This window comes from Dyadobacter ginsengisoli DSM 21015, assembly GCF_059568735.1.
Genome location: NZ_JCANTY010000003.1, coordinates 919,816 through 936,579 on the forward strand (window position 1 = coordinate 919,816; position 16,764 = coordinate 936,579).

A 16,764-nucleotide genomic window follows, 5' to 3' on the forward strand; every position below is an offset into this window, starting at 1 on the left:
TTTGACATGGGCCATCCTGCTTGCATCCGCGGTAATGGTAAAAGCGCAGGATGCCACAGTAGTAAAACAAATGCTGGTTTTCCCACACCAGGAAAAGCATGTCCACGGAAGCAGCATTGTAAGCCTTCCTAATGGTGATTTGCTCGTGGCGTGGTTCCAGGGAAGCGGTGAGCGGACAGCCGATGATGTACTGATCATGGGTTCGAGGTTAAAAAAAGGAGAAACCAAATGGAGCGAGCCATTTTTAATGGCGGATACCCCCCATATTCCGGACTGTAACCCGGTGTTGTTCCTGAATGCACAAGGAAAACTCTTCTTGGTATGGATCGCGGTGCAGGCTAACCTTTGGGAGCAATCCATCCTGAAATTCCGGACATCGACTGATTATAACAATGCTGGCGCCCCGCATTGGAACTGGCAGGACAATATCCTGCTCAAACCCGACCAGCGGTTCGCCGAAGAAGTTGAAAAGAAATTCAAAGCGTTGCCTGAGAATACCACGGGCTGGGCCGGCTACGCACCCAAATATGATGACATGGTTGTCTCTGCCGCAAAAGACGCTACCAAGCGCAGTATCGGGTGGATGACGCGGATCAAACCGCTGCTGATGGAAAATGGCAGAATTGTGCTGCCGCTTTATTCGGATGGCTACAATTTTTCGATGACTGCCATTTCAAACGACGACGGAGCTACATGGAGCCCCGGGTTACCCATCGTGGGACGCGGCCCTATTCAACCGGCGTTGGTCCAAAAGAAGAATGGCCACCTTGTCGCACTCATGCGGGATAGCGGTGACTGGCCAACGAGAGTACATATCAGTGAATCGACAGACCGCGGTGAAAGCTGGAAAGCGACTACCAAGACCGATATTCCAAACACTGCGAGCGTCGAGCTGCTGGTATTGAAAGATGGAAAGTGGGCATTCCTGGGCAACGACATCGATGATGGGCGCTATATCCTTAGTCTCCGTATCTCGCCGGATGAAGGTAAAACCTGGAAGCGACATTTTATTGAAAATGATAAGACCAAAAAGGGAGGATATTCCTACCCTTCACTGATCCAGACCTCCGACGGTCTGCTGCATATGACTTACTCCCATCATCCGGAGAAAGGAAAAAAGTCGATCAAATATGTGGTGGTGGCCCCCTCTGCACTATGACATCCGGCTACCCGCAGGTTGCCATCAGAATACAACCGGGCTGTTAGCCCTTTTACCAACAAATACTATGACAATGCAAAAGCCCATTTTACTATCCCTCCTATTTCTGTTCTGTGCAACTCTTCTCGACGTGCGGGGGCAGTCCGCATATAAAGACAAGCCCTTTTTGCAGGATTTCAGTGTCAAATATTACGCGGATAGCACCCAAAATTCACTACTGCAAGCAGCCGCTGACCGCAACGGGGTCATCCAGATCCTTGCCAAAGAAGGGCTGCGACACGTTTACGACGGACAGTTTCTTTATCCAGGAACCATCGTTCCCGACCGGAATTACCGTTTCATGAAGGATAAGAATATCACCGCCCTAACCTCCTACCAGGACCAGCTGGTGTATCTGACCGATCAGGTCGTGATGAGCAATGCATGGGCAGGTACATTATTTTCAAAACACAATCTCCCCAAAGCAAGTCTTTTGGCCGGTGGCAAAGAGTTTACCTTTCTGGTATCAGATGGAATGTCATTGGATTTGATCAGGGATTCGAAGAGTCTCTGGAGTGGCCGATTACCGGACGATTCAATAATTGCACTGGCATTTCAGAACAATGCAAACCAGTTCTGGATTCTCGGCAGCAAATCGCTCTATAAACTGAGTGTTCAGGACAAAAAGCTCACCAAAGCGCTGAGCGGGACGGATTTCACGGCGTTTGACCTTTCTTCGAAAGAGACTAAAATCATTATTGGTACGACGGATGGTTACGTTTCGTTCGATATCCAGACGGGCAAGCAAACCGGGACCATCAACCGGAAACTCCCGGCCACAAAAATCACGGCTGTTCGTGAAGTGAATGGAAAGGTTTGGTTTGGATCAAATCTCGGCGCGTTCGCATTGCGTACAGATGGCAAATTTGACTACTACTTCGGCGAACGCTGGCTTCCGGGCAATTCGGTGACCGACATTGCAAAAGGGCCGAAAAATTCTGTGCTTATATTGACGAACAGCGGTCTGGGGCAAATCCAGTTTAAATCGATGACGCTGGAAGACAAGGCAATGCTCTTTGAACAACAGGTAAGGCTACGTCATATCCGAAATGGCTTCAATGCAACACTGGTGGGGCTTAACCACGGCAATTTGTCGACCGGCCAAATGGAAGATTCGGATAACGATGGATTATGGACATCCATGTATCTGGGCGGCGAGATTTTCAGATATGCCGTAACCAGAGATCCGGAAGCGTTACAAAATTGCCGCGAGTCCATGGACGCTATGGAGCGGCTCTATACCGTCAATCCCGTAGCAGGCTTCCCGGCGCGTTCATTCGAGCGCTCAGGTCATATGAAGGAACTGCACGACATCGAACGCTGGCAGCATTCCCCCGAAAAGGAATGGGATTGGAAAGCAACCACCAGCAGCGACGAGGTGATCGGGCACATTTTTGCGTTCGGCGCCGCAGCGGAACTGATCGATGATCCGAAATTGAAAAAACAGGCTATCATGCTCATCGATACCGTCATGTCGCATATTGTTAAAAACGACATGTATCTTATTGACTACGACGGCAAACCTACCATGTGGGGCAAATGGCATCCCGACTACGTGAACTCATTCCCTACCAATGTAGGTGACCGCAAACTCAACTCGTCCAATATTGTGGCTATGTTGCAAACAGCCTACCATTTTACTAAAAAGGAAAAATACAAGGCGAAGGCATTCGAACTCATGACCAAGTACGGATATCTTGAAAATATGATGCGCCCGATGAGTGTCATTGGCAGAGCACCCGCGGACGCAGATGACCACGCCAAGCACATGTCCGACGGCTGGAACCATTCGGATGATGAAATGTATTTTGTCGGTTACTGGGGCCTCTATCGCTACGCATTCAACGATACATTGAAAGCCAAGTACAAAAAACAGATCGTCGATCACTGGCAGGCCGAAAGGCCCGAAAAGGAAGGCGCATGGAATATCTTCACCGCTGTGACAGGCACCAGGGAATTTGACCTCAATGAGGCGGTGTGGTATCTGCAGGAACACCCGCTGGACCTGATCGACTGGGTGATCAAAAACAGCCACCGTAAGGACATCGAAAAATTAGAGCCCAACTTCCGCAAACAGACTACCAAGGAAGTTTTACCGCCAGACGAGCGCCCTATTCAGCGTCACAACGGCAATATGTTCAACCTCGACCGCAATGGAGGAAACGGAGCATCGGAGCATAGCGCCGGTGATATCTGGCTCCTGCCTTACTGGATGGGCCGTTATCTTGGCATAATTACCGCGCCCCAAAAGTAGATTTTGCCATGAGACTTGTTTCTATCCCCGTTTTATCGTTCCTAACAATACTAAGCATGCAATCCTGCCATACAGATACCGCTGAAAAACAGATCACGCACGATCTGACCTATCATCACGACCTGGACAATAACGACAACTTTTCGCCGGATGGCCAATGGCTTGTCTATGATACCAGAACCGATGACGGTGGTATCGCGGAATCGGCCCGGATCGAGCGGGTAAACATCAAAACGGGGGAGAAACAAGTCCTTTTTGATGTTAAAAACAACGGGGTTTGGGGGCCGGGAGCCGGGGCTGTAAGTTATAGTCCCAAAGAGCATGCAGTCGTATTCATTCACGGCCTTGCCAACAGCACCAAAGAAAACCCCTACCAGCAATGGAGACGCACGGGGGTAATCATCCACGACGACCGTCCGAATGTACCCGTGTATATGGACACACGAGACGTGACACCCCCGTACACCCCCGGCGCATTACGAGGGGGCACGCACCGGCATGAATGGAGCGGCGATGGGCAGTGGATCGGGTTCACGTATAACGATGCTATTCTGAAAGCGCTGGAAGATTCGACCGGCCAAAAGCATAACCTGCGGACAATCGGAGTTTCCAAAAAGGTCGGGCCCGTTAAAGTTGAGGAAAGTGCTGAGAATGTGTCTGGTGAATGGTTCAGCGCACTGGTGGTCCGGGTAGTTGCAAATCCAACACCGGGAAGCGACGAGATCAGCCATGCCGCAAGTGACAGCTGGGTGGGAACAAATGGTTATCTCAGTCAAAATGGGGCAAGGCTGGTCGCACGCGCATTCCTAGGTACAGTAAAAGACCAAACCGGCAAGGATGTGCCCGAAGTATTTATTGTCGATATCCCAGACGATCTCACGCAGCCCGGACCGCTGGGCCCATTGGAAGGAACGGATACGGATTTCCCCATGCCGCCCAAAGGCACTGTACAGAGAAGACTGACTTTTACGGCAAATACACCGAATCCCGGTTGTGCAGGTATTGTTCGGTCGTCTCCGGATGGCAGTCAGCTCGCATTTCTGGCCAAAGACAGCAAAGGTATCAGCCAGATTTTCACCATATCTCCGCTAGGCGGCCAACCCCGCCAGGTCACAGAATCACTTACCGACATCGCCGGCAATCTTCGCTGGCACCCGGACGGCGAACATATTGCCTATGTCCACCAAGCTAGCATCATGCTCTGCGGGACTGGCACGGTCCCATTTAAAGAAAGAGTCCAGACGCTGACCGAGACGTCGTCCGAAACCCCTGGCAACCTGGTCTGGTCACCCGATGGGAAAATGCTTGCTTTTAATCGTATGGTTAAAAATTATGCAGGAAAAGCTACACAGCAGGTCTTTGTGAAGAATATAAACCTCGAAATGCTAAAATGATGTAGCTGGCGGGAAAGTTACCTTTTTTATAGATCGTACTGACGGGAAGCCCAATTTTAAAATAAGGAAGATTAATTACCTCTTCCATTTTGTCAAAAAAACTGACGTACCAGCGTTCTCCATCCCGCGTGTATACCTCAATACTACATTCTGCTTGTGAAACGATCAGAGAGTATTGCAAGGAAGGTATCTGAGCGTATTCGCGACGCTTCACCACTCTGTCTACATGAGCAATACTTTCTGACAAAACTTCAACAATCAGAAGCGGATCAGTGGCATACCGGATAGCATTGCCTTTTTCTTCACAAATCAGAAAATCCGGAATGCGGAAAATCTTGTCTTCCTCAACACGTAGTTTCACTGCATTTTGAATGAACAGATAGGATTGATTTTGCAAACTCCCACGCAGATAGAAATGTATATTTCCCGCGATCTGATTAGCTGTAACTGTTTATCCAGACATCTCGACGATTTCTCCGTTGACGAATTCAAACAGGCCTTCGTGAGATTCGCAAAAGGCGAAGTTCCAGTGAATAGAGTCTTTCAGCCACAGCTTCCATATTGATCCGCTTTTCTATCAAAAATAATGAATTACAGGGGAAATTCTAAGTGGCAAACGTTGTAGTGAACTGCAAACTACAAATTGCCCGACCGTTTCGACGACCCTCTGATAATCAGTTCTGAGCGTAGGATAATTGGCTCGGTTCGATCCGTGTCCCCCTTGCCATTGAGTTGCCCTACAATCGTCATGACAGCCGTCTTACCCATTTGATAGCCGGGATAAAAAATCGTTGTGAGCTGAGGTGCTATCACTTGTGAAACGGGATCATTATTGAAACCCACCACGGCGATATCACGGGGTATTTCGTAACCCTTTTCCTTTAAAGCCTGCATACAAACCGCTGCACAAAGGTCATTGGCAATGAACAGGCCATCGGGTTGGTTTTCCATCTGATGTATTTGATCAGCAATCAGCCGTCCAGCCTCCTGGCTGAGGTCTGTCGCCAAAATGAGAGCGTCTTCTTCCAGCAAATTTCTTTCCGCAATTGCCCGTTTGAAACCTGAAAGTCGATCAGCGTAGACATTTCTACGAAGATCACCAGTCACATGCATGATCCTCCGGCAGCCTTCATCCAGCAAATGGCGTGTTGCATCATATCCTGCCTGCTCATTGTCGATAATAACCATCCCGCATTGCGGATGCGCCAGGACCCGGTCGAAGAAAAGTACCGGAATGTTCCGGTTGATAAATGCCGAAAAATGGTCAAACGATCCGGTGTCGTATGCCACAGATACCAAAAGACCATCCACACGGCTGTTAAACATGGTTTTGGCATTAGCCCTCTCTTTTATTTCCGTTTCCAGCGACTGGCTGATCAGCAGATTGTAACCCACATTGTTGGCTACTTCTTCCATCCCCGCCAACACGGTCGACATGAAATTACTGTTCAAACGCGGCACGATAACACCAAGCGTATTGGTTTTGCGTGTGCGTAAGTGACTTGCAAACGTATTGGACCGATAACCAAGCTCGGCAGCCTTCTCCGCAATGAGCACCTTGGTTTTTGCATTAATCGCAGGATGATCGTTCAGCGCCCGGCTGACGGTTGCCGACGATATTCCGAGTATTTTTGCCAGGTCGTAAATGGTAATTTCTTTTTCCATCATGCTTTTTTTGTAGGGGACAACAGGGCCGAAACACGTCTCAAGATTATCCCCCAAATTTGACGGCCTTTTAATTTAGATATTTTGCTCAAATTTATGGCAAGTTAATGCAATCGGTTACAATACAAGTTTATATTTGTATATTAATAAAATTTAAAACTATGATTCAGACCATGCGCTGGTTCGGCCCCAATGACCCGGTATCTCTTATGGATATCCGCCAGGCGGGATGTAGCGGTGTCGTGAGCGCGTTGCACCAGGTCCCGGTTGGTGAAGTTTGGACCAGGGAAGCCATCGCCGAGCGTGTCCGGCTTATTGAATACGGCAATGCACATTACACTACTTTGAAATGGCTGGTGGTAGAAAGCCTGCCGGTTCACGAGGATATCAAAAAGGGCCTAGCTTCCCGTGATAGCTACATTGAAAACTACAAAGAATCACTCCGCAATCTCGCCGCAGAAGGGATCAAAACCGTGTGCTACAATTTCATGCCGGTACTCGACTGGTCACGTACCGACCTGACTTACACTTTTCCCGAAGGCCATAAAACGCTGCGTTTCGTCTGGGAAGATTTTGCACTATTTGACCTGTACATTCTGCAAAGACCCGAGTCTGCGAAGGATTATGATCCTGAAGTACAGGAATCCGCCCGCCGGAAATTGCACAATATGTCACCTGCCGAAATACAAAAGCTTACCAACACTGTTCTATTGGGCTTACCGGGTTCAGAGGAAGCATTCGAGCTGGCCAATTTTCAGGAGTTGCTCGATGCCTATGCGCAGATAGGAGACCAGGAACTTCGCGAAAACCTTTACTACTTCATCAACCAGGTAGCCCCTGTCGCCGAAGCAGCAGGGATCAATCTTTGTATACACCCCGACGATCCGCCCCGGCCACTACTCGGCCTTCCGCGTGTGGTTAGTACCGAAACAGACCTGGCGCTATTACTGAATGCATGCGATATCAGAGCCAATGGCATTACATTCTGTACTGGCTCGCTGGGTGTCCGCTCCGATAATGACTTACCTGGTATAATCGAACGCTTCGGCGATCGCATTCATTTTGTGCATTTACGTACTACCAAAAGAGAATCCGAAGACAATCGGAATTTCCATGAAGCCCCGCACCTCGACGGGGACGTGGATATGTATGCGGTCGTAAAAGCATTGCATCGTGAAGAGCTCCGACGAAAGGCCGCTCATTATCCTGATGCGCAGCTTCCCATGCGTCCCGATCACGGTTTTCAGATGCTCGATGATCTGCATAAAAAGACCTACCCCGGCTATTCGATGATCGGGAGGCTTAAAGCACTGGCTGAGCTGCGTGGCCTTGAAATGAGCATCGCCCGGTCGATGCAAGGTTTTTTAGTTTAGAATTATTGATTTTTAAAATACATGTCCGTTCACAATTCAGATTCATCACTTCAAATATTTTCACTGGAAGGCAAATTGGCACTGGTCACAGGCGGAGGAAGCGGCATTGGGTTCCATATTGCGCAATGCCTGGCCAAAGCAGGTGCCCGGGTCGTGATTACCGGTCGCAGGGAGGCTGTTTTGCAGGAAGCGCTGCCATTCCTTGGCCCCGATGCCCGCTATTTTGTCAATGATATCACCGATCTTAAAACAATTCCCGGACTTATAGCCGACATTGAAGCACAGGTAGGAGCCATCGACATTCTTGTCAACAACGCAGGCATCAATATGAAGAAGCACGCTATCGAAGTTTCCGACGAGGATTTTGACCGCATTGTTCAGACCAACCTGCACGCCGTTTTCTCGATCACGCGCGAATGCGGAAAACGGATGATCGAACGTAAACGGGGTTCTATTCTGATGGTTACTTCTATGGCCGCATTATATGGCATCGACCGGGTGGTTGCCTACACAGCATCCAAATCGGCAGTTGGCGGAATGGTGAAAGCATTAACCACCGAGTTTTCTCCCTACAACGTACGTGTCAATGCCATCGCCCCGGGCTTCATCGAAACACCCATGATGCTCACCGCGATGAACGGCGACCCGTCCCGCCGCGACAAGGCCATGGACCGCACTCCGATGGGAACTTGGGGTAAGCCTGATGATATTGGCTGGGCTGCGGTATTCCTGAGCTCGGAGGCTGCGAAATTTGTCACTGGTGTTTCATTGCCCGTGGATGGTGGTAATTCGATAGGATTTTAGTTAAACTTAATTTTAAGCAACTTATCATACACATGAACAAGAACTATTTGAAAACCGCCCTCATCGCTGTGATGGTCTTAGTGGTGTCAATGCCCTTTCACTCCCACGCACAAAAAATCAAATGGACCAAGGTCAAAGTGCTTGTTTATACCAAAAACGGAAAGGGATACGTCCATGACAACATTGCGAATTCCAAAATCGCCATCCTGGCTTTGGGTAAGCAACATGGGTTTGCAGTCGACACAACTTCCGATCCTTCCAAATTCACCCAGCAGAATCTCAAACAATACGACTGCCTGATTTTCTCAAATACTAATAACGACGTCTTCGATACCGACGACCAGCGGGTTGCGCTGATGCGTTACATACAGGCGGGCGGCAATTTCGTAGGCTTGCATTCGGCATCAGGCACCGAGCGTAAATGGCGATGGTTTAAGGATATGCTAGGCGGCACTTTTTTCTGGCATGAGCCGGGCCAAAGCTTTTCTGTGAAGGTTCTGGACCAAAAAAATCCATCACTGGCACACCTTGGGAATGTCTGGCAACGGCAAACGGACGAGTTCTATTTTATAAAGGAACTTGGCGTGAACCTGAATGTGCTGGCGGTGAATGACCATTCTACGATTCAAAAGCCCGCCGGCAAGGCACTTGATACTTTTGGAGACGTTTTCCCCTCGGTATGGTGGCATGAATATGATGGCGGAAGGGCATTCTACACGTCGATCGGTCACCAGAAGGAAGATTATGAAAAGGATGATCTACGGAAACACATCCTCGGCGCCATCGAATGGGCCATCGGGCCGCAAAAACCAAGAAATTACAGCAAGGCTTATGCGACCAGCCCGCAGGATGCGGTACGGAATTCCGTCCCCGCACTCTCGAAATAATCAGGAACATATCAGTCATCAATCCTAAATCTGCATACAAAATGAAAGATCAGCAGGAGCAAAATCAGGACAGAAGGTCATTTTTGAAAGCTACGGCAAAGGGAACAGCCGGAATTATCGCGGCTTCAATGTTTCCTACCATCGTCCCTTCCAGTGTTTTTGGTAAAAATGCGCCGAGTAACAAGATCAATATCGGCCAGATCGGTTTCGGTCGTATCGGCTCCACCCACGATTTGCCGGAGGTGATCAAAAATGAGGCCGCGCACGTAATTGCCGTGGCCGACCTTGACAAGAACCGTTTGGCAAAAGGTAAGGAATGGATCGAGCGGAAATATGTGGAGCGCACTGGCAAGGAAAAATATCTTGAAGTAAAAACATATGATGACTACCATGAAATACTGGGGCGTAAAGATATCGACGCGGTAATAATCAGTACGCCGGACCACTGGCATGCGCAACCCGCGATGGAAGCCGCTGTGGCCGGGAAACACATTTATATGCAAAAGCCCACCTCGTTAACGATTCGGGAAGGCCGCCAGATGGCTGATATGATCAAGAAAAAAGGGGTTATTTTCCAACTGGGCAGCCAGCAGCGGTCGGTTAACCCCTGGCCGCAGTTCAAACGTACCTGTGAACTGGTGCGCAACGGTCGCATTGGAAAGCTGAAAAAAGTTTATGTGGGCCTTCCGGGCGATCCTGCGGGTGGAAGTACCACGCAAATGCCTGTCCCATCCAACCTCAACTACGACATGTGGCTCGGCTCCACTCCGGAGATTTACTATACGCTGGACCGCGTGCATTCCCAAACGGACATTAACGACCGTCCGGGCTGGCTTCGCCTGGAACAATTCGGCGCGGGCATGATTACCGGCTGGGGTTCTCACCACATCGATATCGCGCATTGGGGTATGGATACCGAACTCACCGGCCCTATCGAAATCGAAGGTAAAGCGACATTCCCTGCCAAAGGATCGGGCCTCTGGGATGTCCATGGCGATTTCCTGGTGAATGCATTATACGCAAATGGCGTCACTATGGAAATCGGTGGTACCAATCCAAACGGCGTCAAATTCGAAGGAACCGACGGCTGGATCTTCGTTTCCCGCGGCAATGTAGGTGTTACCGCCTCTGACCCCGTTGCTGCCCAAAATGCCAAAGAAAATAAAGCATTCTACGCCAGCGATCCAAAAATCCTGGGTTCTGTAATTCAGGCAAATGAAATCCATTTGTACGAAAGCCCTGAGCAACACCAGAACTGGATCGAAAGCATTCAAAGCGGCAAACAGACGATCAGCCACGCGGAGATTGCGCACCGCTCATGCACTGCATGCCTGCTCGCACACACGGCCATGAAACTCGGCCGGAAAGTGAAATGGGACCCGAAAAAGGAGCAATTCATTAACGATAAGGAAGCGACTGCAATGCTTTCACGACCGCAACGCGGGAAGTATGGGACTAATAATGTGAAAGGGTAATCCTGAAAATATCCTGACAGGCATCATTCGGTCAGGATATTTTTACAACTTAGAAGTTTCCAAATTTAGAAACACACAGTCGGCCAGAGATGCTTACGAACATAAGTTGAGTATGGATTTGTTACGAAGAATAATCCGTACATTAAGACTTGAACGTAACTTCACACAGGAACAACTTGGAAAACTGATCGGCGTCCAGAAAGCGCAGATTTCAAAACTGGAAAACAGTAGCAACAGCGCTACCATTGACACGATCTTAAAGGTATTTACTGCTCTGAAAGCAGAGAGCTATTTCAACATTATCGCCGACGATCGCAGGCTATCAATACCTTAGATATAAGCGTGGATTAAAACGATCCGGAGTTATTCAATAATTCCCCTTATACTCCCGCGGCGTATGGCCGATGTATTTCTTGAAATTCCTGTTGAAGTTGGATAGCGAATCGAAACCGCTATCGTAGGCGATCTGGGCGATGGTCCATTTGTCTTCAAGTAGCAGCTTGCAGGCATGGCCGATGCGGATTTCGTTGACGAAATCGATGAAAGTCTTGTTAGACCGGGCTTTAAAGTAGCGACAAAATGCAGCCTCCGTCATACCCGCAAGCGAAGCCACATCGCTTAGCCGGATTTCCTGAAAGAAATGTTGCAAAACATAATTATGCACCTTCTGCATCCGTTCGGTTTCCGAAACCTTGAAGTTATTGACATAACCATAGCTAGAAATTGGTTCGCCGGAGGTGTCATGGGCGAGTTTGTCGAGCAACGTCAGTAATTGCAAGATGCCTTTGAACCCCTCGATACTGGTGAGTGCAATAAGCTGTTCGCGGATGTGCTCGGCCAATGCGCCCCTGTAAGAAACGCCACGTTTCGAATCGACCAGCAACTGCCGCAGTCCAAGCATTTCGGGCTTTTCCAAAAAATCCTTTCCCAGAAAATCTTCCTGAAAATACAACACAATGCCGTGGGTCATTAAACCCGAGCCCGCTTCAAAATAAGCAGGGTCGCTTCTCCACAAGTGTGGCACATCCGGCCCCAGAAAAACCGTGTCTCCAGGACCAAAAGTCTGTATGGAATCCCCGATCAGCCGCTTGCCTGTCCCCTCCAATACCGTGAACAGCTGGTAATGTGGATGAAAGTGCCAGTTAGGGTCAAAATGAGGCTCTTTTAGCTCGTGCACGGTCACTGTGTGCACTTGGCTTTCGATATTTTTATGAATGGGTGCTTTCATACTCTATCAGGATTTTACCCAAAATATTGACAATAATACAGTATTGCTGTCAAAATATGATTACAATTCATTTATTCTTGGTAAAAATTCATTAGTCAACCGGCAAAAGAAAATCCATTTCCGAACGTTATAATTTTTACCAACCAGGTTCGGAAGCCTGGCATATTTTTTATAAATTTATAGAGCCGCTCAACTTTTTTGCAACCTTTTTTGTGCGTACGATGTCAACAATAGGTAGTTCTGAAATTTATTTACGTTTATGAGAGCCCTTATACTTCCGACAGCATCCGTGCTGTTTTTTTCGCTGTTATCGGGTTGTGGAAAAACAACCGCAATCAACAGTAACATGGAGTTGACAGGCAAATGGCAATTGGAAAGTATCGTGCAGGAGGATGACACCATCAGAAAACCGGCGACAGCAAAAGGGTTGATGGATATAGGCCTCAATTTCAAAGACAAAGGGGAACTGGAAGGTACCACATCCACTAATATCCTGACCGGCTTTTATGAAACAGCCCAGCAAAACACGATCCAGATTGGTGGAGGAGGTACGGAGAGGGCTGAAACCAGCTGGGGTAACCTTTTTGTCAACGCCTTGCCCAATGTAAATCTCTATGATTTGAGAACCAATAAATTGATCCTGTATTACGAAAACAGCAACCAGCTCATTTTCAGCAGGGTTCAGTAAATAGTCATTATTCCGATTTCATCCAGATGGCGGTCCTTACCCAGGGCTGCCATTTTTTTATTTACTTCCTCTGGTTCGATTTTGCCCCATTATCCGGGCAAAGGGCTGCCAACTTATCAATATCAGCTAAGTACTCGTCAAATCGTGTATATTGAACGGTACTTTTTTGCTTTAAGATTGTATATTGAAAAGACCCGGGTATTCATATCCCGCCTTATCCATTCGCCAGCGAGATAACTACAATTTTTGATGAAGTACAGCATGAACCTCCTTTTGTGGGGAAACCAGATTGACGAAAGCCTTTTTCCGACCCTCGACCTTATTAAAGAGATCGGTTTTGACGGCGTCGAGGTGCCGATTTTCAATACGAATCCCGAACATTGGTTCAAGTTCCGGCAGAAGCTGGACAGCCTGGGCCTCGCGTGCGAGACGGACACGATCTGCGGACCTTCGGAACATTTGATCAGCGCCGATCCCGCCATGCGCCGCCACACGATTGACCATTTGAAAAGTGTGCTCGACTGCTCGCTCGTACTTGGTGCAACCCGGTTAATGGGACCTTACCACTCCGCACTGGGCGTTTTTACCGGTAAACCTGCCACAGAAGAAGAATGGCAATGGGGCATCGAAGGTATCCGCGAAGTGGCCGACTATGCCGAATCATTGGACATTACGCTCGGACTGGAATACCTGAACCGCTTCGAATTATACCTGACCAGCTGTGGCGACGAGATGATCCGCTTCGTGGACGAGGTCAACCACCCGAACGTCAAGATCATGTTCGACACTTTCCATGCGAACATCGAAGAGAAAAATATCGGCGACACGATCCGCAAGGCCGGCGACCGTATTTCATTCATCCAGCTTTCCGAAAACGACCGCTCGACGCCCGGTAAGGGAAATGTGGATTGGGACGGCGTCTTCCAATCGATCCGCGACATTCAATATGACGGGTGGATCAGCATCGAGGCATTCAGCCCGAAACTGCCGGTAGCCAATATCTGGCGCAAGATGTTCGATTCGGAAGAGCAACTGATGCGCGATGGATTGGCATTTATCAAGTCGAACCTCGGGTAGTCCAGAGCAACGAGGCCATCGCGGTATCTTCACTTTTTTTATTGCCAGCCAAATGTAACTCCTAGCTACACTTGGCTGGCAATAAAAGTTTTAGCAGAAAAAATTGCATAATTAGAACGAATTAAAAAGTGAGTACAGAATAACAGATTTCATTATTTGGGATTGGTCTAAATAAGACTATTTTTGCCACCGCTTTTTGGCATCGCTAGTTTATTTAACCCCTATATCATGAGGATATTCTTTTTACTCATCCTTTCTCTTTGCTGCTCGTTTGCATTTGCACAAACCGGCCAGATCAAAGGCAATATTAAAAACGCCGCGGACCAGCCGGCGGAGTCTATCAACCTGATCCTCAAAGGAACAGGCAAAGGAACGCTTACCGACGCCGAGGGTAATTTTGAATTCAATGCATTGGCTCCCGGCCATTATCAACTCGTGGGTACAGGCGTGGGCATCAGGCGTATCGACCGCAACGTGCATGTGAAGGCAGACCAGACGCTTACGCTCGAAATCACTGCCGAAGAAAATGCCCAGGAACTACAAACCGTCGAAATTATCGGTAACGGCGGGACTAGCTACAAGAACGACTTGTCGTTTATCGCCAGCAAAACCGCAACGCCGGTCAAGGAAGTACCCCAGGCCATTGCCTATGTCACCAAGGAGGTAATGCGCGACCAGGGTGTATTCCTGATGGGCGATGCCGTGAAAAATATGAGCGGCGTGAACCAATTCACTTTTTATGATGACCTCACGATCCGCGGCTTCCGCATGAACGGCGGAAGTACTACCCAGCTTGTAAACGGCCTTCGCACCTTCTCCGGTTTCTGGAAACAGCCGCCGGTAAACTACCTCGAACGCGTGGAAGTTATCAAAGGCGCGGCATCTGCATTGTATGGCAATACTTCGCCGGGCGGGACCATTAACCGGGTCACCAAAAAGCCGCTCGCAACACCCCGAAAATCATTGAGTTTCACGACTGGGAGCTTCAACACGCTGCGTACCCTGGCCGATTTCACGGGCCCGATGAACGAAAGCAAGACTTTGCTTTATCGCCTCAACCTGGGTTATGTGAATGCACAAGGTTTCCGGAATATGCAATTCGACAAAAATATCATCGTTGCGCCGTCGGTATCATTCCTGCCGACCAACAAAACGCGGATCAATTTCGACCTTGTCTTCAACCGTTCGAACAGCCGCCTCGATCGTGGGCAGTCGGTAAAAGGAAACGATCTTTATTCAAGTTCGATCCGTACATCGCTGAACGCGGTGAATGATTATCTCAATGAAGAAACCTACCTTATCACGACTTCATTGAACCATCAGTTTACCCAAAACACATCGTTCAACGTCGCATACCTGCGTACGGGCTACTCCGAAGACCTGCTCGAACACCGCAGCAGCAATGTGAACGGCGTGGATTCGGCCGGAAAATCGATCGACAACCTGGTGGCACGTCAGGTCTTTATCCGCAAGACGAAGTCGTTCATGGATAATGTGTCGCTGTTTTTCAACCATAACTTCAACACAGGTATTGCAGAGCACAAACTGGTAGCGGGTTATGATTTTATCCAGTCGTCAACGCCAAAAGGTTCGGGTCAGCAAACTGCGAATGGTTACCTCCTGAAAGCGGGCGGCGCGGCGGCTTACAATCCGAAAACGCCTGAAAAGTTTGTTTTCTACAACTACACTGAGAGCGGCGTTACATACAGCATTCCCAAGCCCAACATTTCGCACTATGACCTGACGTTGCAGAATAACAACATGGAAGATCCTTCCAAATACATCTACAACGTAACAGCGAATGCGGCGACAACACCGGTACTTTACAAACTGCACGGCTTGTATTTGCAGGAACAACTGAAAATCAAAAAGCTGCAAATTCTGCTAGGCTTGCGTTACGATACGTACATCGATAAGAAAGGCTACACCACCAATAACGAGCAGAATGTAACACAGCACGCATTGCTGCCACGCATCGGGGCCGTGTATTCGCTGACGAACCATATTAATATTTACGGAACCTACACCCAGGGCTACAATCCGCAAGACCCGGCTGTGCAAAGCAACCCATTGTCGGGCGGGCCGTTTGACCCGATCCGCAGCAGCCTGTCAGAGGCCGGTTTGAAAACCGAATGGCTCGATGGCCGCCTGACGGCGAATGTTTCGGTTTACAAGATTACGCAGACCAACACGCTGTATTCTGCCAATGCAGCCGACCGCCCCGATCTGATGATCCAGGTAGGTAAGGAAACCGCGAAAGGCGTTGAATTCGACGTGACCGGCAATATCCTTCCGAACTGGAACGTGATCATGACTTACAGCTACAACGACGCGAAGATCACCGACGCCGGCTCCAAAGCGACCGACCAGGTGCTGGTGAATCTCCAAAAACCGAACGCACCTAAAAACCAGGGAAGTATCTGGACAAAATACACATTCGCGAACAGCTTCCTGAACGGGTTCGGCGTGGGCCTCGGCGGAAACTTTGTGACCGAGCGCAACCTGTCGCTGAACAACAACCAGACATTACCGGGTTACGAGTTATTGAATGGGGCTGTTTATTACAAAATCGACAAGTTCCAGTTCCAGGTGAACCTCAACAACCTGACCAACAAAACATATTGGGTAGGCGGTTACGATTACCTACGCCTCTTCCCGGGGGCACCGCGCAACTTCATGGCGACCATTTCATACACCTTTTAAAATGCGTGCTATTTCATA

The 16,764-nt window shown here is 48.8% G+C and carries 14 protein-coding genes; 11 read left to right on the top strand and 3 right to left on the bottom strand.

Translation table 11 applies throughout. The features are described 5' to 3' along the window. The first annotated feature begins 1 nt into the window (after position 1). From BP71_RS14565 to BP71_RS14575, 3 genes are all read left to right on the top strand, one after another. Positions 2-1,159: a sialidase family protein gene (locus BP71_RS14565; protein ID WP_496380345.1), complete on the top strand. Its 1,158-nt coding sequence runs from the start codon at positions 2-4 to the stop codon at positions 1,157-1,159. 73 nt (positions 1,160-1,232) lie between these two features. Next, on the top strand, positions 1,233-3,452 hold the full coding sequence (locus tag BP71_RS14570) for a hypothetical protein (protein ID WP_496380347.1): 2,220 nt from the start codon (positions 1,233-1,235) through the stop codon (positions 3,450-3,452). Between the two features lie 56 nt (positions 3,453-3,508). Continuing rightward, positions 3,509-4,846 carry a DUF3748 domain-containing protein gene (locus tag BP71_RS14575; protein ID WP_496380349.1) on the top strand — a complete coding sequence of 446 codons (1,338 nt, stop codon included), beginning with the start codon at positions 3,509-3,511 and terminating at the stop codon, positions 4,844-4,846. Here the strand turns inward: BP71_RS14575 and BP71_RS14580 are convergent. Then, a complete protein-coding gene (locus tag BP71_RS14580; protein WP_496380351.1) occupies positions 4,797-5,243 on the bottom strand; it encodes a Uma2 family endonuclease in 447 nt (148 codons plus the stop codon). The two genes, BP71_RS14575 and BP71_RS14580, sit on opposite strands and share 50 nt — an antisense overlap. 239 nt (positions 5,244-5,482) lie before the next feature. Next, positions 5,483-6,511, bottom strand: a complete 1,029-nt coding sequence (locus BP71_RS14585) for a LacI family DNA-binding transcriptional regulator (RefSeq protein WP_496380353.1) — start codon at positions 6,509-6,511, stop codon at positions 5,483-5,485. A gap of 161 nt (positions 6,512-6,672) precedes the next feature. Between BP71_RS14585 and uxuA the strand changes: the two genes are divergently transcribed. The 5 genes from uxuA to BP71_RS14610 all read left to right on the top strand — a co-directional run bounded on the left by uxuA (position 6,673) and on the right by BP71_RS14610 (position 11,384). Next, the gene (gene uxuA, locus BP71_RS14590) at positions 6,673-7,884 is read left to right on the top strand and encodes a mannonate dehydratase (protein ID WP_496380355.1); all 1,212 of its coding nucleotides are present in this window, start codon (positions 6,673-6,675) and stop codon (positions 7,882-7,884) included. A 21-nt stretch (positions 7,885-7,905) separates the two neighbouring features. Further along, complete coding sequence (locus tag BP71_RS14595) at positions 7,906-8,688, top strand: SDR family NAD(P)-dependent oxidoreductase (RefSeq protein WP_496380357.1); 783 nt, start codon at positions 7,906-7,908, stop codon at positions 8,686-8,688. A gap of 32 nt (positions 8,689-8,720) precedes the next feature. Next, entirely contained in the window at positions 8,721-9,575 is an 855-nt protein-coding gene (locus BP71_RS14600; protein WP_496380359.1) for a ThuA domain-containing protein, read from the top strand. Positions 9,576-9,616: 41 nt separating this feature from the next. Then, a complete protein-coding gene (locus BP71_RS14605) occupies positions 9,617-11,050 on the top strand; it encodes a Gfo/Idh/MocA family protein (RefSeq protein ID WP_496380361.1) in 1,434 nt (477 codons plus the stop codon). A gap of 112 nt (positions 11,051-11,162) precedes the next feature. Beyond that, the gene (locus BP71_RS14610) at positions 11,163-11,384 is read left to right on the top strand and encodes a helix-turn-helix domain-containing protein (RefSeq protein ID WP_496380363.1); all 222 of its coding nucleotides are present in this window, start codon (positions 11,163-11,165) and stop codon (positions 11,382-11,384) included. 33 nt (positions 11,385-11,417) lie between these two features. Here BP71_RS14610 and BP71_RS14615 read toward each other — a convergent pair whose 3' ends face one another. After that, positions 11,418-12,278 carry an AraC family transcriptional regulator gene (locus tag BP71_RS14615; protein ID WP_496380365.1) on the bottom strand — a complete coding sequence of 287 codons (861 nt, stop codon included), beginning with the start codon at positions 12,276-12,278 and terminating at the stop codon, positions 11,418-11,420. Between the two features lie 259 nt (positions 12,279-12,537). Between BP71_RS14615 and BP71_RS14620 the strand changes: the two genes are divergently transcribed. The 3 genes from BP71_RS14620 to BP71_RS14630 all read left to right on the top strand — a co-directional run bounded on the left by BP71_RS14620 (position 12,538) and on the right by BP71_RS14630 (position 16,746). Further along, positions 12,538-12,966: an META domain-containing protein gene (locus BP71_RS14620; protein WP_496380367.1), complete on the top strand. Its 429-nt coding sequence runs from the start codon at positions 12,538-12,540 to the stop codon at positions 12,964-12,966. Between the two features lie 249 nt (positions 12,967-13,215). Beyond that, complete coding sequence (locus tag BP71_RS14625) at positions 13,216-14,043, top strand: sugar phosphate isomerase/epimerase family protein (protein WP_496380369.1); 828 nt, start codon at positions 13,216-13,218, stop codon at positions 14,041-14,043. Positions 14,044-14,271: 228 nt separating this feature from the next. Next, a complete protein-coding gene (locus BP71_RS14630) occupies positions 14,272-16,746 on the top strand; it encodes a TonB-dependent siderophore receptor (RefSeq protein ID WP_496380371.1) in 2,475 nt (824 codons plus the stop codon). Positions 16,747-16,764 lie beyond the last annotated feature (18 nt).